This is a genomic window from Streptomyces sp. MMG1533, from assembly GCF_001279775.1.
GTDB lineage: Bacteria > Actinomycetota > Actinomycetes > Streptomycetales > Streptomycetaceae > Streptomyces.
The window spans coordinates 1-20,989 of record NZ_LGDG01000274.1 but is presented as its reverse complement, the minus strand read 5'-3'; the positions used below and the strand labels follow the sequence as shown (position 1 = coordinate 20,989).

At 70.1% G+C, this 20,989-nt stretch carries 21 protein-coding genes; 12 read left to right on the top strand and 9 right to left on the bottom strand.

The features are described from left to right. Positions 1–70: 70 nt before the first annotated feature. From ADK57_RS42815 to ADK57_RS42805, 4 genes are all read left to right on the top strand, one after another. Positions 71–1,381 (top strand): CynX/NimT family MFS transporter, encoded by a 1,311-nt coding sequence (locus tag ADK57_RS42815; RefSeq protein WP_053755175.1) that lies wholly within the window; start codon positions 71–73, stop codon positions 1,379–1,381. 67 nt (positions 1,382–1,448) lie between these two features. Next, positions 1,449–1,565 carry an SGM_5486 family transporter-associated protein gene (locus ADK57_RS52140; RefSeq protein ID WP_086023195.1) on the top strand — a complete coding sequence of 39 codons (117 nt, stop codon included), beginning with the start codon at positions 1,449–1,451 and terminating at the stop codon, positions 1,563–1,565. A 180-nt stretch (positions 1,566–1,745) separates the two neighbouring features. Then, positions 1,746–1,952, top strand: coding sequence for a hypothetical protein (locus ADK57_RS42810; protein WP_053755174.1), 207 nt, complete (start codon positions 1,746–1,748; stop codon positions 1,950–1,952). 65 nt (positions 1,953–2,017) lie between these two features. After that, entirely contained in the window at positions 2,018–2,536 is a 519-nt protein-coding gene (locus ADK57_RS42805; protein WP_053755173.1) for a SixA phosphatase family protein, read from the top strand. Between the two features lie 74 nt (positions 2,537–2,610). Here ADK57_RS42805 and serB read toward each other — a convergent pair whose 3' ends face one another. Together serB and ADK57_RS49615 are read right to left on the bottom strand one after the other, a co-directional pair. After that, positions 2,611–3,825: a phosphoserine phosphatase SerB gene (gene serB, locus ADK57_RS42800; RefSeq protein ID WP_053755172.1), complete on the bottom strand. Its 1,215-nt coding sequence runs from the start codon at positions 3,823–3,825 to the stop codon at positions 2,611–2,613. A gap of 145 nt (positions 3,826–3,970) precedes the next feature. Continuing rightward, the gene (locus ADK57_RS49615; RefSeq protein ID WP_420711972.1) at positions 3,971–5,923 is read right to left on the bottom strand and encodes a streptophobe family protein; all 1,953 of its coding nucleotides are present in this window, start codon (positions 5,921–5,923) and stop codon (positions 3,971–3,973) included. A gap of 240 nt (positions 5,924–6,163) precedes the next feature. Here ADK57_RS49615 and ADK57_RS42790 point away from each other — a divergent pair, with 240 nt between their 5' ends. Then, the gene (locus tag ADK57_RS42790) at positions 6,164–8,731 is read left to right on the top strand and encodes an FHA domain-containing protein (RefSeq protein ID WP_053755171.1); all 2,568 of its coding nucleotides are present in this window, start codon (positions 6,164–6,166) and stop codon (positions 8,729–8,731) included. 84 nt (positions 8,732–8,815) lie between these two features. On the opposite strand, the gene ADK57_RS42785 is transcribed toward ADK57_RS42790, so the two are convergent. The 3 genes from ADK57_RS42785 to ADK57_RS42775 form a co-directional block, all read right to left on the bottom strand. Beyond that, positions 8,816–9,565, bottom strand: coding sequence for a transglycosylase SLT domain-containing protein (locus tag ADK57_RS42785; protein WP_053755170.1), 750 nt, complete (start codon positions 9,563–9,565; stop codon positions 8,816–8,818). Between the two features lie 299 nt (positions 9,566–9,864). After that, on the bottom strand, positions 9,865–10,962 hold the full coding sequence (locus tag ADK57_RS42780; RefSeq protein WP_053755169.1) for an S-adenosylmethionine:tRNA ribosyltransferase-isomerase: 1,098 nt from the start codon (positions 10,960–10,962) through the stop codon (positions 9,865–9,867). After that, on the bottom strand, positions 10,959–11,654 hold the full coding sequence (locus ADK57_RS42775) for an SDR family NAD(P)-dependent oxidoreductase (protein WP_053755168.1): 696 nt from the start codon (positions 11,652–11,654) through the stop codon (positions 10,959–10,961). The genes ADK57_RS42780 and ADK57_RS42775 overlap by 4 nt, the downstream gene beginning before the upstream one ends. A gap of 186 nt (positions 11,655–11,840) precedes the next feature. Here ADK57_RS42775 and ADK57_RS42770 point away from each other — a divergent pair, with 186 nt between their 5' ends. The 3 genes from ADK57_RS42770 (at position 11,841) to chpE (ending at position 14,056) form a co-directional block, all read left to right on the top strand. Next, positions 11,841–13,019, top strand: a complete 1,179-nt coding sequence (locus ADK57_RS42770; RefSeq protein ID WP_053755167.1) for a GAF domain-containing sensor histidine kinase — start codon at positions 11,841–11,843, stop codon at positions 13,017–13,019. Further along, positions 13,012–13,653, top strand: a complete 642-nt coding sequence (locus ADK57_RS42765) for a response regulator (protein ID WP_053755166.1) — start codon at positions 13,012–13,014, stop codon at positions 13,651–13,653. The genes ADK57_RS42770 and ADK57_RS42765 overlap by 8 nt, the downstream gene beginning before the upstream one ends. Positions 13,654–13,810: 157 nt before the next feature. After that, complete coding sequence (gene chpE / locus ADK57_RS42760; protein ID WP_053755165.1) at positions 13,811–14,056, top strand: chaplin ChpE; 246 nt, start codon at positions 13,811–13,813, stop codon at positions 14,054–14,056. Between the two features lie 237 nt (positions 14,057–14,293). On the opposite strand, the gene ADK57_RS42755 is transcribed toward chpE, so the two are convergent. Beyond that, the gene (locus tag ADK57_RS42755) at positions 14,294–15,082 is read right to left on the bottom strand and encodes a hypothetical protein (protein WP_053755164.1); all 789 of its coding nucleotides are present in this window, start codon (positions 15,080–15,082) and stop codon (positions 14,294–14,296) included. Between the two features lie 151 nt (positions 15,083–15,233). On the opposite strand from ADK57_RS42755, the gene ADK57_RS42750 reads away from it, so the two are divergent. The 3 genes from ADK57_RS42750 to ADK57_RS42740 all read left to right on the top strand — a co-directional run bounded on the left by ADK57_RS42750 (position 15,234) and on the right by ADK57_RS42740 (position 17,646). Next, a complete protein-coding gene (locus ADK57_RS42750) occupies positions 15,234–16,031 on the top strand; it encodes an ABC transporter ATP-binding protein (RefSeq protein ID WP_053755163.1) in 798 nt (265 codons plus the stop codon). A gap of 85 nt (positions 16,032–16,116) precedes the next feature. Beyond that, a complete protein-coding gene (locus tag ADK57_RS42745; RefSeq protein ID WP_053755162.1) occupies positions 16,117–16,548 on the top strand; it encodes an NfeD family protein in 432 nt (143 codons plus the stop codon). A 141-nt stretch (positions 16,549–16,689) separates the two neighbouring features. Next, positions 16,690–17,646, top strand: coding sequence for an SPFH domain-containing protein (locus tag ADK57_RS42740; RefSeq protein WP_053755161.1), 957 nt, complete (start codon positions 16,690–16,692; stop codon positions 17,644–17,646). A 68-nt stretch (positions 17,647–17,714) separates the two neighbouring features. Here ADK57_RS42740 and ADK57_RS42735 read toward each other — a convergent pair whose 3' ends face one another. The 3 genes from ADK57_RS42735 to ADK57_RS42725 all read right to left on the bottom strand — a co-directional run bounded on the left by ADK57_RS42735 (position 17,715) and on the right by ADK57_RS42725 (position 19,732). Then, positions 17,715–18,221, bottom strand: coding sequence for an HNH endonuclease (locus ADK57_RS42735; RefSeq protein WP_053755160.1), 507 nt, complete (start codon positions 18,219–18,221; stop codon positions 17,715–17,717). A gap of 145 nt (positions 18,222–18,366) precedes the next feature. After that, positions 18,367–18,906, bottom strand: coding sequence for a YbhB/YbcL family Raf kinase inhibitor-like protein (locus tag ADK57_RS42730; RefSeq protein WP_053755159.1), 540 nt, complete (start codon positions 18,904–18,906; stop codon positions 18,367–18,369). Positions 18,907–18,949: 43 nt separating this feature from the next. Then, positions 18,950–19,732, bottom strand: coding sequence for a sporulation protein (locus ADK57_RS42725; protein WP_053755158.1), 783 nt, complete (start codon positions 19,730–19,732; stop codon positions 18,950–18,952). Positions 19,733–19,942: 210 nt separating this feature from the next. Between ADK57_RS42725 and ADK57_RS42720 the strand changes: the two genes are divergently transcribed. Continuing rightward, positions 19,943–20,584, top strand: coding sequence for a DNA-3-methyladenine glycosylase (locus ADK57_RS42720; RefSeq protein WP_053755157.1), 642 nt, complete (start codon positions 19,943–19,945; stop codon positions 20,582–20,584). Positions 20,585–20,989 lie beyond the last annotated feature (405 nt).

The following is a 20,989-nucleotide window of genomic DNA, read 5'->3' as shown; positions in this document are numbered from 1 at the left end:
GGCACACCTTCGCACGGGCGGGGCCGGAGCGGGCGGCCCGGGGATGGACAACCAATCATCCCATGATTCTATGATGGGCCTCATGGCACGTGAGGAAACCCGGACGATGAAGTCCACGACCGTACGCAGCCCGGCCGCGACCGACGCCGAGGAGGCCGATGCGCCCACAAGGGCCGCCACGCGCGCGTGGGCGACGCGTCTGGTCGTCGTCGGCATCGTGCTGTCCGCCCTCAACCTCCGCCCCGCCATCACCAGCCTCGGCGCCCTCCTCGAAGAGGTCCGCGACGGCCTCGGCATGAGCGGCAGCGTGGCCGGGCTCCTCACCTCCGTACCCCCGCTCTGTTTCGCCGTCTTCGGCGTCATGGCGCCCAGGCTCGCCCGCCGCTTCGGCCCGGGCGCGGTGGTGTGCGCGGGCATGGCCGCCATCACCGCCGGCCTGCTCATACGGCCCTACGCGGGCGACACGGTCGGTACGGCCGGATTCCTGGCCGCCAGCGCCCTCGCCCTCATGGGCATCGCGGTCAGCAACGTCCTGATGCCGGTCATCGTCAAGCGCTGGTTCCCCGACCGGGTCGGTTCCATGACCGGCCTGTACTCGATGGCCCTCGCCCTCGGCACCTCGACCGCCGCGGCGGTGACCGTGCCGGTCACGCAGGCGCTGGGCGGAAGCTGGCAGTCGGGGCTCGCGGTGTGGGCGGTCCTGGCGGCGGCGGCCGTGGTCCCGTGGATTCCGCTCGTACGGGACCGGGGGACCGGGGCGGCCGAGAAGACGCCCGCGCGCGAGGAACCGCCCGCGCTGCGGATCACCCGGAGCCGTACCGCCTGGGCGCTCGCCGTCTTTTTCGGGCTCCAGGCCACCGGCGCCTACATCACCATGGGGTGGATGGCGCAGATCTTCCGGGACGCGGGCGTGCCGGCGGGCACGGCGGGGCTGCTGCTCGCCGTCACGATGGCCATGGGGGTGCCGCTGGCCTTCGTCATCCCCCGTGTCGCCACCCGGCTGCCGTACCAGGGCCCGGTCGTGATCGCCCTGGGCCTCTGCGGTCTCGCCGGATACGCCGGTCTGTACTTCGCGCCGGCCGGTGGCGCCTGGGTCTGGGCCGTCCTGCTCGGCGTCTCCAACTGCTCCTTCCCGCTGGCCCTCACCATGGTCGGGATGCGGGCCAGGACCGGTGCGGGCGTCGCCCAGCTGTCGGCCTTCGCGCAGAGCACCGGCTATCTGATCTCCATCCCGGGTCCGCTCCTGGTCGGGGTGCTGTACCAGCACAGCGGTGGCTGGGGCCTGCCGATCGCCCTCATGACCGGCCTGCTGATCCCGCAGATGGCGGCGGGCGTCCTGGCGGGACGCGACCGAACGGTGGAGGACGAGGCGGCGCGCTGATCCGTGTGCGGGCCCGCCGGCCCACCCCCGGGGAGTCGTGGCGGCCGACGGGTGCGAGACTTGCCGTATGCCAGTGCTCGATCCGAACCCCCAGAACGGCCAGAAGAAGATGCTCCTCGTCTTCGGCTCGTTCTTCGCCATCTTCGTGATCATCGCCATCATCGCGACGATCGCCTCGCCGTGACCGTGCCCCACGTGATCGTCCGCCGGGCCGATGGTGGGGCTAACCCCCCTGTCCCCTAGGGGGCGAGTGTCAGGGTCAACTGGGTGGATCACCGGATGGGTTGAGGGTCGGAGATTCCGTAACTTCGAGATGTGACCGCGAGAGGCGGGCACAGGCCACTCGAAGACGGCGGAGGCACCCATGTCGGCTCCTACGCACACCCGGCCCCACCCGGCGACCCGCGGTGGCGTCGACAGTCGGCTGCCCTGGTGGGCCCTCGCGCTGCCGACGCTCGCGTTCATCGTGCTCCTGGTGCTGATCCTGAACCCGACGGACGCGCAGGCGGCGTCCGGCGACCCCGCCGTCACCCATCTCGTCGAACGGGTGCAGCAGCTGATAACACGCTGAACACAGCCGGAGCCGCCGGTCAACTACCTGCGCCCTATGGCCTGTTTCGTGCGAAGCTGGATCCTATGAGCGTCGCAGAACCCCGCAGGATTGTCCTCTTCCGGCATGCGAAAGCCGACTGGCCACAGGTGACCGACCACGAGCGGCCGCTCGCTGAGCGGGGCCGCATGGACGCCGCAGTCGCCGGACGCAAGCTGGCCGACACCGGCCTCCCCTTCGACCTGGCCCTGTGCTCCACCGCGACCCGGACCCGTGAGACCTGGAAGCTCGCCGTCCATGAGTTCCCGCACCGGCCGAAAACGGTCTACGAGGAGCGGATCTACGAGGCCTCGCCCGGCGAGCTGATCGCCCTGCTCAACGAGACCCCCGACGACGCGCAGGACGTCCTGCTCATCGGCCACAACCCGGGCGTCCAGGGCCTCGCCGACATCCTGGCCGGCTCGGCCGAGGGTGACGCCCGCGAGCGGATGAGCGACCGCGGCTTCCCGGCCGCCGCCTTCGCCGTACTGTCGTTCGACGGCTCCTGGAAGTCCCTGGAGCCGGGCGTGGCCACGCTGGCCGACTACTGGGCGCCGTCCGACTGAATCGTTCTCCGCGCTGAAGGGCCCGGCACCGCGCAGGCGCCGGGCCCTTCGCAGCTCTCGGTGCGGGGACGGACTCAGCTCTCCTCGTGCATGTCCGCGGCCTCGACCTCCTCGCGGGTGACGCCCAGCAGATACAGGACCGTGTCGAGGAACGGCACGTTCACCGCGGTGTGCGCGGCCTCCCGCACCACCGGCTTGGCGTTGAAGGCGACCCCGAGGCCGGCCGCGTTGAGCATGTCCAGGTCGTTGGCCCCGTCGCCGATCGCCACGGTCTGCGCCAGCGGTACGCCCGCCTCCGCGGCGAACCGGCGCAGCAGCCGTGCCTTGCCCGCCCGGTCCACGATCTCTCCGGTGACCTTGCCCGTCAGCTTGCCGTCGACGATCTCCAGCGTGTTGGCCTGGGCGAAGTCGAGCCCGAGCCGCTCCTTCAGATCATCCGTGACCTGGGTGAACCCGCCCGAGACGACCCCCACCTGGTAGCCGAGGCGCTTCAGCGTACGGATCAGCGTGCGCGCGCCCGGCGTCAGCCGTACCTCACTGCGCACCTTGTCCACCACCGAGGCGTCCAGTCCCTCGAGGAGCGCCACGCGCGCGTGCAGCGACTGTTCGAAGTCCAGCTCCCCGCGCATCGCGGCCGCCGTCACCTCGGCGACCTTGTCCTCGCAGCCGGCGTGCGCGGCGAAGAGCTCGATCACCTCGTCCTGGATGAGTGTCGAGTCCACGTCCATGACGATCAGGCGCTGGGCGCGGCGGTGCAGCCCGGCCGCGACCACCGCGACGTCGACGCCGAACGCCGCCGCGTCGGTCACCAGGGCGGTGCGCAGCGGCCCGGTCTCCACGCCGGACACCGCGAACTCGACCGCCGTCACCGGATACTTGGCGAGCCGGAAAATACGGTCGATGTTGCCGCCGACCTTGGTGATCTTCGCGGCGACCGCCGCCGTCGCCTCCGCGGTGAGCGGATGCCCGAGCACGGTGACCAGGGACCGCCCCAGCCCGCGCGGACGGTTGTCGCCGAGGCCGGAGATGATCTCGGCCTGCATCTTGATCGACTCCGCCCAGCTGTGGACGGTGGACCGCAGCTCGCCCTCCAGCCCGCTGGGCGGCGCGGTCACGAGCGCGCACAGCACCATCCGGCCACGGGTGACGACCTGCTCGATGTCGACCACGTCGACGGAGTAGGCGGCGAGGGTGTCGAAGAGTCCGGCCGTGATGCCCGGCCTGTCCTTCCCGAAGATCTTGACGAGAAGGGTGGGGACGTCAGAGGACGAGGTCTGCGAAGCGCTCATGGTGTTCCCACCGTATCCGGCACGCAGTGCCTTCCGCGCCCGAGGTCCGCCTGACGGACACGGAACACTGGGTGGCGGACCGGTGGCGCCGACCTTACGTACCGGCCACGTCTTCGCTGCGCACGGCTGCGCCGCCCCCGGGGGATCACTGGCGTCCCTTCGGCCTCCCCGGAGGCGGAGGCGGAGGCGGAGGCGGTGGCGGCGGAGGAGGCGGTGGCGGTGGTGGTGGTGGCCGCCTCTCGTCCGGCGCGGACGACGGCCGCTCCCCGGGCCGTGAGCCGGAAGGCTTCCGGGGCCACCGCGGCGGCGGCCCGATCGGTCGGGCCATCGTGGGCGCGCCATACACGTCGTCGCCGGGCGACCGAGGGCCACCGGGCCGACGCGGCTCGTCGTCCGGCCGCGCGTCCTCCGGTTCCCGTAACTCGTCCGGCACCCGCAGATACGGATTGGTCGCAGGGTTCGGCGGCCGGTACGGCGAGCCGGGGACGTAGGGCCCGGACCCGCTCGCGTGCGGATCCCTCTGCTGTTCCTCATGAGAATCACGGGTCTCACCTGCGTACGGGGCAGTCAGCTGCCCGGCGCCCCCAACCGTCACAGAAGGCCCGGCACCCCCGGCCCCCTGTCCCCACCGCCCGTCACCCAGTGCCGGCGGCGCCGCCTGTCGCCCCGCCGCCCCGGCCGCCCGGGCGAGCAGCGCACCGGCGGCACCCGCGCCCGCACCCCACACGGCGCCCAGCAGCAGCGCCATGCCGAGGTTCCCGCGCAGGTTGATCCCCGCGCCGAACGCGTCGAAGCCGAGCACGGACAGCGAGGCGTCCACGGACAGCTCGGTCAGCCAGGCGAGCAGCGGCAAGGTCAGCGCCGTGGCGATGCCCAGCCGCAGCGCACACCGCCCGGCGAAACCGAGGGCGCCCGGATCCCGTACCCGTACGGCTGGATCCCGTACCGCTGGATCCCGTACGGCTGGATCCCGTACGACCGCGGAACCGCCGCCGCCCCCGACACCCACCGGCGTCCGCACCGCCGTCAGCACCCCCGCCAGCAGCATCATCAGCGCCGTCGCGACCCCCAGCAGCCACACCCGCCCGTCGAGGTCCGCCAGCCGCCCCAGAGTCACGGACTGGTCGGACTCGGAGTTCAGCAGTTCGTCCAGCGGAGCCGGCAGGAAGTTCGTCAGCACTCCTGTCGCCCTGCCGTCGAACGGCACGAACAGGCCGATCGGGATGCCCAGCCACACGCCGTTCGGCGCCCCCAGCAGCGCCGCCCCCGCGATCCGCTTCGGGTGGTCGTCGCCGATCGCCGCGTACGCGGCCGCCGCGAACCCGGCCGCCACCGCCACCAGCAGGACCGTGACCAGGGCGGAAGCGGCCGGCCGTACGACTCGGTGCACGGCCTCCCAACCGCGCGGCAGCGGAGTGCGGCGCGAGGCCAGCAGGGCGATCAGCAGGATCCCGGCCGACCAGCCGAGCCCGCCGAGCAGCGTCGGCGCGGTGTCGACGGTGAAGCCGACCGCGGCCTTCGCGTCGATGAGGTCGCCGACCTGGTCGGGCAGTAGCCCCCCGATGTCCCCGACGTCGCCCAACCCCGGGATCTCGATGCCGCCGCCACCCCCGCCGGGCAGGTCGTCGAGTCCCAGTGCGCTTCCGTCGATCGTGATGATGTCGTGTCCCGCCCAGGCCAGCCCGCCCAGCATCGCCACGAACAGCGCGACCACCGCGCCCGCACGAGCGAGGAGTTCGGAGGGTGCGATCACAACTCCGGCCCCGCGCAGGGACCGTAGGAAGAACCACGACAGCAGCAGCGCTCCGACCAGGCTCACCCCAAGTGGCGTGATCTCGATGGCGGTGGCCGCCTCCGCGCCCGTCAGACCGAACGCGGACACATCTCCGGACGGCGTGACGGAACCACCCGCCCCAAGAGCCACCACCGCTGCGGTCATCGGCCCGAGCGAACCGGCCGTATCGGCTTCGAGCAGATGCAGGCCGAGCGCGGCCGTGCCCGCCATGCCGATCAACGCCCAGCTCACGCAGGCGATCGCGGACAGCAGGATGTCCCCCCACGGCAGCCTCGTGCCGGGCTTCGTGGTCTCGACGCTCATGGACGCACTCATGGCAGACCCCCCGATCCGCGACGCGGCCGAGTCGCCGCGCATGTCCCCCTCGCGTGGATTACCACTCTCCGGGCCGGTTTCAACCCCGTCAACGGAAACAGCCGAAGCGGGCGTATGCCTTCTTCACAAGGCCCGACTTTCGGTCAGGGGGCCGAGCCTGAAATAGTTCCCGACGATGTTCGACATCCCTAGACTCCCTGTGTTGGGGGTAACTCGGGGGACTACTCAGTGGGGCATGGAGTGCCGGAACTCGTACTGGAATTGAATGGACGGACCTGGACGCTCGACCCGTCCAGGCCATACACCCTCGGACGTGATCCGCAGGGGGACGTGGTGCTCGACGATGCCAGGGTGTCCTGGCGTCACGCCACGATCAGCTGGAGCGGCCGCAGTTGGGTCATCGAAGACCACGGCAGCACCAACGGCACGTTCGTGCAGGGGCAGCGGATCCACCACCTGGAGATCGGCCCGGGCACGGCCGTGCATCTGGGCAACGCGACCGACGGTCCGTTGGTCAGCCTCTCCGGCACCGCGGCCGCCGTGGCTTCGCCACAGGCCCAGCCCCAGCAGCAGCCGTACGCGGCTCAGGGCGCGAATCCCGGCTGGGCGCCGCAGGCACCGCCGCAGCAGCAGGCCCCGCCGGCCGGCTGGCAGCAGCCGCAGCAGCCGCAGCAGCCGCAGCAGCCGCAGCAGCCGCAACAGGCCCACCAGGCGCCGTCGATCCCGCAGCAGCAGGGCCCCGGTGGTGGCGCGGGGGCGCCGCCGGTCTACGGCGACCGCAGCCCGACCACGTTCCACCAGTTCTCGCTCGGCCGCGTCATGCGTATCGGCCGCGCCCTGGAGAACGACCTGGTGGTCTCCGACCTCCAGGTCTCCCGCAACCACGCGGAGTTCCACGCCACGCCCGACGGCCGCTTCGAGATCCGCGACCTGGGCTCGCACAACGGCACGTACGTCAACGGCCAGCCGATCGCCAAGGGCGGCTCGCAGCTGCTGGGCCCGAACGACATCGTCGGCGTCGGTCACTCGACGTTCCGTCTGGTCGGCGACCGTCTCGAGGAGTTCGTCGACACCGGCGAGGTGTCCTTCTCGGCCCGCCATCTGACCGTCACGGTCGACGGCGGCAAGCAGATCCTCAAGGACGTCTCCTTCGGCGTCCCGGAGAAGTCGCTGATCGCGGTCATCGGCCCGTCCGGCTCCGGCAAGTCGACGCTGCTCAAGGCGCTGACGGGCTATCGCCCCGCCAACCAGGGCGACGTCCTCTACGACAACCGGAACCTGTACAAGCAGTTCGCCGAGCTGCGCCAGCGCATCGGTCTGGTCCCGCAGGACGACATCCTGCACAAGGAACTGACCGTCAAGAAGGCCCTCAAGTACGCGGCCAAGCTGCGCTTCCCGGCCGACACCACGGCCGCCGAGCGCGACGCCCGTATAGGCGAGGTGCTGCGCGAGCTCAAGCTGGACATCCACAAGGAGAAGAAGGTCACCTCCCTCTCCGGTGGCCAGCGCAAGCGCGTCTCCGTGGCCCTGGAGCTGCTCACCAAGCCGTCGCTGATCTTCCTGGACGAGCCGACCTCCGGCCTCGACCCGGGCATGGACCGCGACGTCATGCAGCTGCTGCGCGGCCTGGCGGACGACGGCCGTACGGTCCTCGTCGTCACGCACTCCGTGGCAGAACTGGCGATCTGCGACAAGCTGCTCGTGATGGCACCCGGCGGCAGCGTCGCCTACTTCGGCCCGCCGGAGGAGGCGCTGAACTTCTTCGGCTACGACACCTGGGCCGATGTCTTCTCCGCCTTCGAGAACTACCGCGACTACGACTGGGCGGGCCGCTGGAAGGGCTCGCAGCACTACCAGATGTACGCCGCGGACATCGACGCCGTTGCGCCGCAGTCCGTACAGATGCCGCCGATGCAGGCGATGAAGCCGCCGAAGCCGCAGGGCTGGATGTCCCAGTTCGTCACGCTGGTGCGCCGCTACACCTCGGTGATCGCCTCCGACAAGGGCTTCCTGGCGCTGATGGTGATCCTGCCGGCGGTCCTGGGCGCGGTGAGCCTGCTCATCGACTCGGGCAACAGCCTGCTGCCCAATCCGGCCAACCCGCAGACCGGGCGGATCATCCCGAACGGCACGGCCACCACGGTCCTGCTGATCCTCGCGGTCGGCGCCTGCTTCGCGGGCGCCGCGAACTCCGTCCGTGAGCTGATCAAGGAACGGGTCATCTACGAGCGGGAGCGCGCCACCGGCCTGTCACGCTCGGCGTACCTGATGTCCAAGGTGTTCGTGCTCGGCCTGATCACCGTGTTCCAGGGCCTGCTGGTCGGCGTCATCGGGTTCGCCAGCCGGGAGATCCCTGAGCAGGGCCTGGTCCTCGGCAGCTCCACCATGATCGAACTCTCCATCCCGATCATGGCGCTGGGCTTCGCCTCGATGATGTTCGGCCTGGTCATCTCGTCGCTGGTGAAGACGGCCGAGAAGACCATGCCGCTGCTGGTCATGTTCGCGATCATCCAGGTCGTGTTCACCGGCTGCCTGTTCACCCTGAACGGCTCGATCGGCGTCAACGAGTTCTCGTACCTGATGCCGTCCCGCTGGGCGGTCGCCGCCGCGGGCGCCACGCTGGACTTCAACAAGATCAGCCCGCCCAAGGAGGGCGGCGACACGGACCCGCTGTGGGAGCACACCGTCGGCGCCTGGGGCATGGACATGGCCGCCCTGATCGTCCTCGGCGTGATCTGCGGCTTCTTCGTGGCCCGCTTCCTGCGCCGCCACGAGCCCGAGGTCATGCGCAAGTGATCACTGCCGTACGCCTTGTACGACGGTGAAGGGCGGCACCCCGGTGGGGGTGCCGCCCTTCGGCGTGAAGAGGTCCGCGCGGCCTCAGTACGCGCTGTCGACGTTGTCCATGGAGCCGTACCTGTCGGCCGCGTAGTTGCAGGCGGCGGTGATGTTGGCGACCGGGTCGTAGATGTTCCAGGACGTGCCCGGGACGTGGTACGTCTTGAAGGTCGGCGGGATGACCTGGAGCAGCCCCTTCGACGGGATGCCGTTGATGGCGTTGATGTCCCAGTTGTTGATCGCGTTCGGGTTGCCCGACGACTCCCGGATGATGTTCCGGTACAGACCGTTGTACGAACCCGGGATGCCCTTGGACTTCATGATGTCCAGGGACTCCTTGATCCAGCCGTCGAGGTTGTTGGCGTAGCTCTTCTTCGCGGCGACGGCCTTGACCTGGGCGCGCTTGGCGGACCGGCTGGCGGCCTCCTTCGCCTTGCGCGCCTGCTCGGCCTTCTTCTTGGCGGCTGCCGCGGCGGCCTTCTTCTTCGCGGCGGCCGCGGCGGCCTTGGCCTTCGCCTTGGCGTCCGCCTCGGCCTTCTTCTTCGCCTCGGCGGCCTGGCTCTTCAGGCCGGCACCGGCGAGCTGCTCGGTGACACCCGACTGCAGGCCCTGGAGCTGCTCGGAGCTGTAGGCCACTCGTGCCGGGGCGGCGGCCGCCTCGGCGGTGGTCGTCTGTCCGCCCGGAACAGCGGTGAACGCGATGGTGGCGGCGCCGAGCGTGGCGACACCGGTCATCGCGATCTTGTGCGTCCGGGTCAGGGCACGACTTCGGGTCTTGATGTTCTTGAGCATGTGCGTGGACCTCTTCGAATAGCGCGGAGTCGCTCGGCGTCCGGTGGGGGACGGTGGTGCTTCCGGCACGAACGCCGCGGGCAAAACCCGCGGCGCTCTGAGCGACGGCAGCCATTCTTAGCGGCCGCAAAAACCCGAGGCAAAGGTGTGACGTACGATCCCGGGTAGTGGATCGGGGAGGGGCAAAACGGGACAGACCAGAACGTCTGCCCCGTTCACGCGGGAGGGGTTTGTCTCCTATTTCTCCTAGTACGTGATCTGCGCCCTATGTGCGGGCTCACATCGGGGGCACGGCAGTCTCACCAAGAGTTGCTGACGCAATGCTCTGTGTGAGGCCTCTCCTTCGGCAGGATGAGGTGCACGTCCCCGAACTCGTGCCACAGGTAGAGCTCACGCAGCGCCTCCCCGTAACTGCGGTCGACCGCCGCCCGCCCCGCGACCGCCTCCAGCATCAGAAGATGCGACGCCTCGGGTTCGTGCAGCCCCGTCAGCAGCCCGTCCACCACCCGCACCCCGCGTTCCGGGGTCACCACGAGATCGGTCCACCCCGCACGCGCGCGTACGACTCCGTCGGGTCCGGCAGCAGACTCCACGGCCCGCACGGCGGTCGTCCCCACCGCCACGACCCTGCCGTCCCCCGCCTTCACCGCGTTGATCAGCCGCGCGGACGCCTCCGGCACCGCGAACCGCTCCGGATACGGCGGCTCGTGCGCCTCCGCCGAAGCCACCCCGGTGTGCAGCGTGACCGGCGCGAACTGCACCCCCCGGCTCACCAGCTCCGCCACCAGCCGCGCGGTGAAGGGCCGCGCCGCACTCGGCATCTCCGCACTGCCCGCTCCGTCGGGCGACGGCAGCGCGAACACCGTCTGGTACACGGACAACGGCTGGTCCCGCTCCGTGTAGGAGTAACGAATGGGCCGCCCGTGCTCCCTCAGCATGCCGAGGACCTCCGCCCCCGTCACACGCGCCCACCACAACCGCTCGCCTTGTGTGCTCAGCGGCTCCTCCAGGACCAGCCGCCCACCACCGGGCGCACCCCCGGGCAGCCGCACCTCCGTTCCGGCGGGCCCGCCCGCACGCGCGCGCGTGGTGCCCTTCTCGTCGGGATCCCGCAGCTCGACCGCCCACCGCCCGTCGTCCCCGGGGGTGGAGAAGTGCACCACCACGCGCGCCTGCCCGACCCGCCCGTCGACGGCGGCGGCCAGCGTGGGCGAGGTGTTCACGACGAGCAGGTCCCCGGCCCGCAACAGCCGGGGCAGCTCCACGAACGCGTGGTGCGACACCGCGGTCCCTCGTGACACGAGCAGCCGTACGGCATCCCGGTCGAGCCCGGGCCCACGCTGCTCGGCCGGCACCCGCGCCGACAGCTCCTCCGGGACGTGTACCGCCAGCGTCATCGCTCCTCCAGCAGAGCGGGAGCCCCGTAGCGCCCGCTCGCGGGCCGCTCGTCCAGCAGCCGCAGGAACGCCGGCACCACGCCGACCGGATCCGGCCGCGGATCCCTGTCCTCCGGTACGGCGGCCGCATACAGGTCCGTCGCCATGTCACCCGGGTCGACCGCCCACACCCGCAGCCCGGGCTCCTCCTCGCCCAGCACCGCCGCCAGATGGTCCAGGGCCGCCTTGGACGCCCCGTAGCCGCCCCACGTCTCGTACGCCTCGGCGGCCGCGTCCGAACTGACCGCGATGACCGCGCCCGCCTCGGACGTCCGCAACAGCGGCAGCGCCTCCTGGACGAGCCCCAGCGCCGCCACCACGTTGACCTCCAGCGCCCGCCGCAGCCCCTCCAGGGGCAGCTTCTCCAGCCGCACCAGCGGCTCGGCGCCCAGCGCGCTCGCGTTGTTCACCAGCAGGTCGACCCCGCCGAGCTTCCACGCTGCCGCCACCAACTCGCTCCGGTGCCCGGCGTCCGTGACGTCCCCCGGCAGGGCCGTCACCCGCGTCCCGTGCGCGGAGACGGCCCGCGCCGCCTCCGTGAGGGCCTGAGCGCCTCTGGCGTCGAGCACCAGATCCCAGCCCCGGGCGGCCAGGGCGTCGGCCAGCGCCCGCCCCAGTCCCTTCGAGGCCCCCGTGATGATCGCTACCGGCATGACACACGTCCCCTCGTCCTCGACGCCTCCTGATCGGCGTGCCCCCAACGTAGGAACCGGGCAGTGGTCGCCGCCTCGGACGCGGGCCGCAAAGCCGCGAGGCCCTTCGCCCTAGGTCTCCCGGCCTAGGAGGCGGCCGCCACAGGGCGGATACGGACTGTCACACCCCGCCGGTACGGTGAGGGCATGAGTCAAGGCCCCCGGTCCGGCCTCGCCGCGGTGAGCACGGCGCTGCTGGCCATGAGCAGGCACCTCGAGGTGCGCGACGTCCTCAAGACGATCGTCGCCTCGGCCCGCGAACTGCTCGACGCGCAGTACGCCGCCCTGGGCGTGCCCGACGACCACGGTGGCTTCGCCCAGTTCGTGGTCGACGGCGTCAGCGACGCGCAGTGGAAGGCCATCGGCCCCCTCCCGCGCCAGCACGGCATCCTCGCCGCGATGCTGCACGAGGCCAGGCCGGAGCGCATCGCCGACGTACGCAAGGACCCCCGCTTCGAGGGCTGGCCGTCCGCCCACCCCGACATGTCCGACTTCCTGGGCCTGCCGATCCGCGACGGCGACGAGGTCATCGGCGCGCTGTTCCTGGCCAACAAGCTGCGCCCTGCGGAGGGAAACCCACCACACCCCCCGCGCCCCGAGCCGGAAGGCAGCTGCGGCTTCACCGAGGAGGACGAGGAACTCCTGGCGATCCTCGCCCAGCACGCCGCGATCGCCCTCACCAACGCCCGCCTGTACGAACGCAGCCGCGAGCTCACCATCGCCGAGGAACGCTCCCGCCTCGCCCACGAACTGCACGACGCGGTCAGCCAGAAGCTGTTCTCACTGCGCCTGACCGCCCAGGCCGCCGCGGCCCTGGTCGACCGCGACCCGTCCCGCGCCAAGGGCGAGCTGCAGCAGGTGGCCGTGCTCGCCGCCGAGGCCGCCGACGAACTGCGCGCGGCAGTCGTCGAGCTGCGCCCCGCGGCACTGGACGAGGACGGCCTCGTCGCGACCCTCCGCACCCACATCCAGGTCCTCGACCGCGCCCACGCCGCGCGCGTGACCTTCACAAGCCTCGGAGTGCGCGCCCTGCCCGCCGCCCAGGAGGAGTCAGTGCTGCGCGTCGCCCAGGAGGCCCTGCACAACGCCCTGCGGCACTCGGGCGCCGAGCATGTCGACGTGACCCTGGACCGGCGCGGCGGCGGAGCCGTCCTGCGGGTGACGGACGACGGCAGCGGCTTCGACCCCCAGGGGATACGCCGTGCGGGACGCCACCTCGGCCTGGTCTCCATGCGGGACCGGACGAGCGGGGCCGGCGGCGCACTGACCGTGGAATCGGCGCCCGGCAAGGGCACCACCATCGAGATGGAGGTCCCCGGTGGCTGACGCAATCAAGGTGCTGCTCGTCGACGACCACCAAGTGGTCCGCCGGGGCCTGCGCACCTTCCTCGAAGTGCAGGACGACATCGAGGTCGTGGGCGAGGCGGCCGACGGCGCCGAAGGCGTCGCCCGCGCCGAGGAACTGAAACCCGACGTCGTCCTCATGGACGTCAAGATGCCGGGCATGGACGGGGTCGACGCGCTGCGCAAGCTCCGCGAGCTGAACAACCCCGCGCGTGTGCTGATCGTCACCAGCTTCACCGAACAGCGCACGGTCGTACCGGCCCTGCGCGCGGGCGCCGCGGGGTACGTGTACAAGGACGTCGACCCCGACGCCCTGGCCGGCGCCATCCGTTCCGTCCACGCGGGACACATCCTGCTCCAACCCGAGGTCGCGGGTGCGCTGTTGTCCCAGGAGGAGAGCAACTCCGGCCAGGGGAGAGGCGGTTCGCTCACCGAGCGGGAGCGCGAGGTGCTCGGGCTGATAGCGGACGGCCGCTCCAACCGGGAGATCGCCCGTGCACTGGTGCTCTCCGAGAAGACCGTCAAGACGCACGTGTCGAACATCCTGATGAAGCTCGACCTGGCGGACCGCACACAGGCGGCTCTGTGGGCCGTACGCCATGGCATGACCGGCTGACAATCGTTCCGTACGGCAATCTGGAGGGTTCCGCTCCGGACTGAGATTCATACCGTCGTGGGAATGTCCCCCGGATGGCGCATCCTTCGCGGACCTCCGCCGTTCTCCAGTGCGTGCTGCGGCGACTGTCGCGGCAATCACTAGGGAGGGCTCAGAAGTGAAGAACCTGAAGAAGGCAGCGGCCGTGACGATGGTGGCCGGTGGACTGATCGCCGCCGGTGCCGGTATGGCCTCCGCCACCGACGGAGCGATCGCCGACGGCAAGGCCGTGGGCTCGCCGGGTGTCGTCTCGGGCAACCTCGTCCAGGCCCCGGTGCACGTCCCGGTGAACGCGGTCGGCAACAGCGTGAACGTGATCGGTGTGCTGAACCCCGCCTTCGGCAACCTGGGCATCAACCACTGACGCCAGTCGCCGAGCAGGTCATGACTTCGGCCTCCCGGGGGTTCCCCGGGAGGCCGGTCAGCTTCTCGCTCGAATGATCCGAACGGGCGCTTGGCCTCGAATTTCCTTACCGTTCCGGATCTCTCCGGCCTTGATCAGCGCACGATCCGCGGCCGGGTCGGACACGCAATCCTCATGCCTTCCCGGACCCGCAGCCCACTCCCGAGCACCCACATCGCTCACCAGCACCACCGACGCTCAGCGAACGCCCCGCTCCCGCTCCTCCACATACGCGTTGTACGCCGCCACAGTCGCCCGCCGAGCGGTCCGCTCCACCGGCCGCAAGGCCACACCCCGCGCCGACATCTCGGACGCGCTCACCGCACCCCCGTGTCCGTGCTCGTACGCCAGCGACACCAGCAACCCCACCCGCTGCGCCAGCTCCAGCACCCGCACCGCTCGCGGCGGATACCCCGGCGCCAACACCTCCCGCCCCCGCTCGGCCCGCGCCCGATACGCGTCGATCGCCGCCTCAGCCATCGGTCCCGACCCCGCCACGTCCAGCCGCGTCAGCACCTCGGTCGCGTCCCGCAGCGCCTCCGCCAGCTCCCGCTCGGCCTCCCCGAGCGACGGCACATCGGCGGGCGGCGCCTCCCGCACGGCAAGGCAGTGCCACACGACCTCGACATGGACATCGCCGTCGGGCCCGGCCTCGTACACCTCGGGCACCAGCCCGAGCGCGGCGCCGTAACAGATCACCGCCTCCTCGGGCTCCAACGCCCGCGCGTTGAACTCCGGCGGCCCGCTCAGCCCCAGCGGATGCCCGGGCGCAGGCAGCGCGACCCGCAGCCCCGTCACACCGAGCGACCGCAGCCTCCCCAGCGCGAGCGTGAGACCCACGGGCGCCGACTCACCCGGCACCCCCTCCACCCGGTGCACGGCGTCCTCGCCGACGATCGCGAGTACGGCGTCGTCCGGTGAGACAAATCCGGCCAACAGGGCATTTCCCCAAGCGGCAAGGAGTCCAGAGCGTGGTTCCGAGAGCATGCCTCCACCCTAAGGACAGGACCGATGGAATGGAGCGGCCGACCGGTGGCGTAGATTTCCTTGAGGGCTGCGCCCACCGGCGCGGCGGACCGCGCCACAGGCGAACGCGACAGCCGAGACCGGCCACACTGCAAGGGGAGACAACGCGCTCATGAGCGATGTTCTGGAGCTTCAGGACGTATCCGTGGTCCGCGAGGGCCGGGCTCTGGTGGACCAGGTCTCCTGGTCGGTCAAGGAGGGCGAGCGCTGGGTCATCCTCGGCCCGAACGGCGCCGGCAAGACCACCCTCCTGAACGTCGCGTCCAGCTACCTGTACCCCAGCAAGGGCACCGCCACCATCCTCGGCGAGACCCTCGGCACCCCCGGCACCGACGTCTTCGAACTGCGCCCCCGCATCGGCATGGCCGGCATCGCCATGGCGGACAAGCTGCCCAAGCGCCAGACGGTCCTGCAGACCGTGCTGACCGCCGCGTACGGCATGACCGCCGGCTGGCAGGAGGAGTACGAGGAGATCGACGAGCAGCGCGCCCGCGCCTTCCTCGACCGCCTCGGCATGAGCGACTACCTGGAGCGCAAGTTCGGCACGCTCTCCGAGGGCGAGCGCAAGCGCACCCTGATCGCCCGTGCCCTCATGACCGACCCCGAGCTGCTGCTCCTCGACGAGCCCGCCGCCGGCCTCGACCTCGGCGGCCGCGAGGACCTCGTACGCCGTCTCGGCCGTCTCGCGCGCGACCCGATCGCCCCCTCGATGCTCATGGTCACCCACCACGTCGAGGAGATCGCTCCCGGCTTCACCCACGTCCTGATGATCCGCCAGGGCAAGGTCCTCGCCGCCGGTCCGCTGGAGCTCGAACTCACCTCCCGCAACCTCTCCCTCTGCTTCGGCCTCCCGCTCGTCGTCGAACAGGTCGGCGAGCGCTGGACCGCGCAGGGCCTCCCGATGGCCTGATCCTGCGAACTCCCCTGGGCAAGAAGCCTCTTCCGAGGCTCCGGCGCCCTGTCGGAGGCAGTACCTGCGGACCTACCATGACCATGTGAACGACATCGACGCATGGGTGTGGTGGCTCGTCGGCGCGGTAGCGCTCGGAATCCCGCTCGTGGTGACCGCGATGCCGGAGTTGGGCATGCTCGCGGCGGGCGCCGCCGCCGCGGCGGTCACGGCCGCGGTCGGCGGGGGCATCACCGTCCAGGTACTCGTCTTCGCCGCCGTATCGGTCGCCCTGATCGCCGTCGTACGGCCCATCGCCGCCCGGCATCGCTCACAGCGACCCCAATTCGCCACCGGTGTGGAGGCGTTGAAGGGGAGACAGGCCGTGGTGCTGGAGCGCGTCGACGGATCCGGCGGCCGGATCAAGCTCGCCGGGGAGGTCTGGTCCGCCCGCTCTCTTGCTACCGACCGCGCCTACGAAGTGGGCGAGGAAGTGGACGTCGTGGAGATCGAGGGTGCGACGGCGATCGTCATGTGACCTTGCAGGACACAGGCATGACGTAACTGAACCGAACGCCCCACGAGGCACATCACGGTCTGACAGACTCGACCAGCAAGATCTTCAACAGACATAAGATCTTCCGAAAGCGCCGAGGCGGAGAAGGGTACGGGGAGCACGATGGAACCGGTCATCATCGTCTTGATCATCCTGGTGGTGTTGGTCTTCATCGCTTTGATCAAGACGATTCAGGTCATCCCACAGGCGAGCGCCGCCATCGTGGAGCGCTTCGGGCGCTACACGCGGACGCTCAACGCGGGCCTCAACATCGTCGTCCCGTTCATCGACACCATCCGTAACCGCATCGACCTGCGTGAACAGGTCGTGCCGTTCCCGCCCCAGCCGGTGATCACCCAGGACAACCTGGTCGTGAACATCGACACGGTCATCTACTACCAGGTGACCGACGCCCGGGCCGCGACCTACGAAGTCGCCAGCTACATCCAGGCCATCGAGCAGCTCACGGTCACCACGCTCCGCAACATCATCGGTGGCATGGACCTCGAGCGGACCCTGACCTCCCGTGAGGAGATCAACGCGGCCCTGCGTGGCGTCCTCGACGAGGCCACCGGCAAGTGGGGCATCCGCGTCAACCGCGTGGAACTGAAGGCAATCGAGCCGCCGACCTCCATCCAGGACTCGATGGAGAAGCAGATGCGCGCCGACCGTGACAAGCGCGCCGCGATCCTCACCGCGGAAGGTACGCGCCAGGCCGCCATTCTCACCGCCGAAGGTGAGAAGCAGTCCCAGATCCTGCGCGCCGAGGGTGAGGCAAAGGCCGCCGCCCTGCGCGCCGAGGGCGAGGCCCAGGCCGTCCGTACGGTCTTCGAGGCGATCCACGCCGGAGACCCCGACCAGAAGCTCCTGTCCTACCAGTACCTCCAGATGCTCCCGAAGATCGCCGAGGGAGACGCCAACAAGCTCTGGATCGTCCCCAGCGAAATCGGCGACGCCCTCAAGGGCCTGTCCGGAGCCATGGGCAACTTCGGTGGCATGGGCGGCGGTTCGGGCGGCGGAGGCAACTCCGGCAACGGCGGCACGGGCACGGAACGCCGCGAGAAGCCGTCGATCGACTGACGGCTGCCATACGAGACCGGGGCCCACCTCCCGACGGAGGTGGGCCCCGGATCCACGTAAGGTGCAGCCTAGGCCGCGGGCTGAGCCAGCCACTCCGGCAGTGCCCCGAAGTCCTCGTGGCCCAGCGACAACAGCATCGCGTCCGCAGGACTCGGCTCGAACGGCAGCCGCAACAGCGGCATACCCGCCTCGTCCGGAGTCCGGTTCGCCTTGCGGTGGTTGTCCTGCGCGCACGAGGCCACCGTGTTCAGCCAGGTGTCCTGACCACCCTGCGACCGCGGCACCACGTGGTCCACGGTCGTCGCCCGCCTTCCGCAGTACGCGCACCTGTGCCGGTCGCGTACCAGGACACCCCGCCTCGACCACGGGGCTTGTCTTCGGAACGGCACCCGTACATACCTGCACAACCTGATCACCCGGGGCGCCGGTATGTCGACCGCGGCTCCGCGCATGCGCAGTTCGGGGTGGGACTGCTCGACAACAGCCTTGTCCTGAAGCACCAGAACGACGGCTCGGTTCAACGTCACCGTCGACAGCGGCTCGAAGCTCGCGTTCAATACCAGCGTGTCCCGCATGTCAGCCCACCTCCCGTGTGCACCGGCCCACCCCCTGGCGGGCTCGGATCAACTCTGGCCGGGCATGCCGAGATGGACAACGCAATAAAAAATGCCCGCCCCTGATCACTTCCAAGACCAGAGGCGGGCAAACGTTCCGTGAATGTCAGTCTTCGGCAGGCACCTCGTACTCACCGATCAGCTGGGCACGCGCCAGCGTGTGGAAGCGCAGGTTGAAGCCCACGTACGCCGGGCTGGCGTCCGAGTCGGGACCGAGCTTCTCCTCATCCACCGCGTACACCGTGAAGACGTACCGGTGCGACCCGTCCCCCGGCGGCGGCGCGGCACCACCGAAGTCCTTCGACCCGTAGTCGTTCCGCGCGTGTACGGCACCCTCCGGCAGCCCCTCGAACTTGCCGCTGCCCGCACCCACCGGCAACTCGGTCACCGAGGCCGGGATGTCGAACACGACCCAGTGCCAGAACCCGCTGCCCGTCGGGGCATCGGGGTCGTAGCACGTCACGGCGAAGCTCTTGGTCTCGGCCGGGAAGCCCTCCCACCGCAGCTGCGGCGAGGTGTTGCCGGCCGCGTAGACCTGAGCTTCCTTGAGCGTCGCCCCCTCCGCGACGTCCTCGCTCGTCACCGTGAACGACGGGACGGGCGGGTGGAAGTCATGGGGGAGCGGCCGCCGCTTGAGCTCGGTCACCTCGGTACCTCCTGAATCGGTTCTGGAGTGAGTGCTTCCGAGCCTAGAACCAGTTGCGCTTGCTGCCGACCTCGGACAGCCACTGGTTGAGGTACGCCGCCCAGTCGGTGCCCTGGTAGTCCTGCAGACCCACCTGGAACGAGCGGAAGGTGTCGCTGCTCTCGCTGAACAGGCCCGGCTTCTTGTCCATCTCCAGGACGACGTCCATCGCGTTCTGGTCCGCGACGAAGCTCAACTCCACCTGGTTCAGCCCCCGGTACTGCTGCGGCGGCAGGAACTCGATCTCCTGGTAGAACGGCAGCTTCTGCCGCGTACCCCGGATGTGGCCGCGCTCCATGTCCGCGTTCTTGAACCGGAAGCCCAGCTGGATGAAGGCGTCCAGGATCGCCTTCTGCGCCGGCAGCGGGTGCACGTTGACCGGGTCCAGGTCACCGGAGTCCACCGCGCGGGCGATCTCCAGTTCCGTGGTCACCCCGATGTGCATTGCGGGCAGCGCCCGGCCGTCGATCATCGTGATCGGCGTCTCCCACGGGATCTCCAGCCCGAACGGCACCACGTGCACGGCGTTCGCCTTCAGCTCGAAGGCACCGCCGAGCCGCTGCTTCGTGAACTCGATGTCCTGCTTGTACTCCTGGTCGCCGCTCTCGACCTCGACCTTGGCCTGCAGCCCGACCGACAGCGCCTCGATCTGCTGGTCGACGGACCCGCCCTGGATCCGCACCTCGCCCTGGACGACACCACCCGGAACGACGTTGACCTCGGTCAGCACCGTCTCCACCGAAGCCCCGCCGGCACCCAGGCTCGCGAGCAGCTTCTTGAACGCCATGTCTCTCCCTCTCCAAGCGGCCCCTCGGGCACCGCCTGTTCCATCGGTTCCGTCGTCCTGCTTCTTACGCTTCCGGCGCTTCACGCGCGCGGGTGCTTGATCCATACAAACGCGATCCGACCGCGCCCGGTTCCGGGCTCTCACCCTGGCAAGGCGAACGCCCCCTGACCACCCCGTCGCACCCACCCGTCTGCACTACCCTCGGACGGCATGATCGCGACCCCCGACCGTACGCCCCTGGCCAGAGCGTTCTTCGACCGGCCTGTACTGGAGGTCGCCCCCGACCTCCTGGGCCGCTTGCTCGTACGCACCACCCCGGACGGTCCGATCACCCTGCGCCTCACGGAGGTCGAGGCCTACGACGGTCCGAACGACCCCGGCTCCCACGCCTATCGCGGCCGCACGGCCCGCAACGGCGTGATGTTCGGTCCGCCTGGACACGTGTACGTCTACTTCACCTACGGCATGTGGTTCTGTATGAACCTGGTGTGTGGTCCGGAGGGGGAGTCGAGCGCCGTCCTCCTCCGCGCCGGCGAGATCGTCGAAGGGGCCGAACTGGCCCGCAAACGTCGACTTTCGGCCCGAAACGACATGGAACTGGCCAAAGGCCCGGCCCGACTGGCCACGGCCCTGGGCGTGGACCGCGCACTGGACGGCACGGACGCGTGTGCCGCCGGGGACACACCTCTGCGGGTCCTGGCGGGTACCCCCGTGACCCCCGACCAGGTAGGCAACGGCCCGCGCACCGGAGTGGCCGGCGACGGAGGCGTCCATCCCTGGCGCTTCTGGATCGCCAACGACCCGACGGTGAGCCCCTATCGGGCCCACGTGCCCAGGCGCCGCCGAAGTTGACTCGCCCCCCGAAGATGCGTAACGTGGCCCGAGCCGCTGAACCGGGTACGGCGATCGCCAGCAGCCGGAGCGGCCAAACCACTACCTACGACTCCCCCTCGCTGGGGGCGAATTCGGCGTGCTCGCATGCCTGAATTCGGAACTCGCGGGACTCGATTATGAGTTGGCGGGGGAGTCGGCTAACGTAGTGAATGTCGAAAGGCCGACAGGCGAAAGCCGAAGCCTCACGGCAAATCCCGCCGACAGGGAATCAGGACCGAAAGGATCTGGTAGAGTCGGAAACGTAAGACCGAAGGGAAGCGCCCGGAGGAAAGCCCGAGAGGGTGAGTACGAAGGAAGCGTCCGTTCCTTGAGAACTCAACAGCGTGCCAAAAGTCAACGCCAGATATGTTGATACCCCGTCTG

Excerpts from the sequence above, each read along its gene's own strand:
- ADK57_RS42770 (WP_053755167.1), top strand. The coding sequence starts at position 11,841 with ATGAGTCAAGGCCCCCGGTCCGGCCTCGCCGCGGTGAGCACGGCGCTG.
- ADK57_RS42740 (WP_053755161.1), top strand. The coding sequence starts at position 16,690 with ATGGAACCGGTCATCATCGTCTTGATCATCCTGGTGGTGTTGGTCTTC.
- ADK57_RS42755 (WP_053755164.1), bottom strand. The coding sequence starts at position 15,082 with ATGCTCTCGGAACCACGCTCTGGACTCCTTGCCGCTTGGGGAAATGCC.
- ADK57_RS42815 (WP_053755175.1), top strand. The coding sequence starts at position 71 with ATGATGGGCCTCATGGCACGTGAGGAAACCCGGACGATGAAGTCCACG.
- ADK57_RS42775 (WP_053755168.1), bottom strand. The coding sequence starts at position 11,654 with ATGCCGGTAGCGATCATCACGGGGGCCTCGAAGGGACTGGGGCGGGCG.
- ADK57_RS42750 (WP_053755163.1), top strand. The coding sequence starts at position 15,234 with ATGAGCGATGTTCTGGAGCTTCAGGACGTATCCGTGGTCCGCGAGGGC.
- ADK57_RS42735 (WP_053755160.1), bottom strand. The coding sequence starts at position 18,221 with ATGCGGGACACGCTGGTATTGAACGCGAGCTTCGAGCCGCTGTCGACG.
- ADK57_RS42725 (WP_053755158.1), bottom strand. The coding sequence starts at position 19,732 with ATGGCGTTCAAGAAGCTGCTCGCGAGCCTGGGTGCCGGCGGGGCTTCG.
- ADK57_RS42720 (WP_053755157.1), top strand. The coding sequence starts at position 19,943 with ATGATCGCGACCCCCGACCGTACGCCCCTGGCCAGAGCGTTCTTCGAC.
- ADK57_RS49615 (WP_420711972.1), bottom strand. The coding sequence starts at position 5,923 with ATGAGCGTCGAGACCACGAAGCCCGGCACGAGGCTGCCGTGGGGGGAC.
- ADK57_RS42785 (WP_053755170.1), bottom strand. The coding sequence starts at position 9,565 with ATGCTCAAGAACATCAAGACCCGAAGTCGTGCCCTGACCCGGACGCAC.
- serB (WP_053755172.1), bottom strand. The coding sequence starts at position 3,825 with ATGAGCGCTTCGCAGACCTCGTCCTCTGACGTCCCCACCCTTCTCGTC.
- ADK57_RS52140 (WP_086023195.1), top strand. The coding sequence starts at position 1,449 with ATGCCAGTGCTCGATCCGAACCCCCAGAACGGCCAGAAGAAGATGCTC.
- ADK57_RS42780 (WP_053755169.1), bottom strand. The coding sequence starts at position 10,962 with ATGACGCTGGCGGTACACGTCCCGGAGGAGCTGTCGGCGCGGGTGCCG.
- ADK57_RS42805 (WP_053755173.1), top strand. The coding sequence starts at position 2,018 with ATGAGCGTCGCAGAACCCCGCAGGATTGTCCTCTTCCGGCATGCGAAA.
- ADK57_RS42810 (WP_053755174.1), top strand. The coding sequence starts at position 1,746 with ATGTCGGCTCCTACGCACACCCGGCCCCACCCGGCGACCCGCGGTGGC.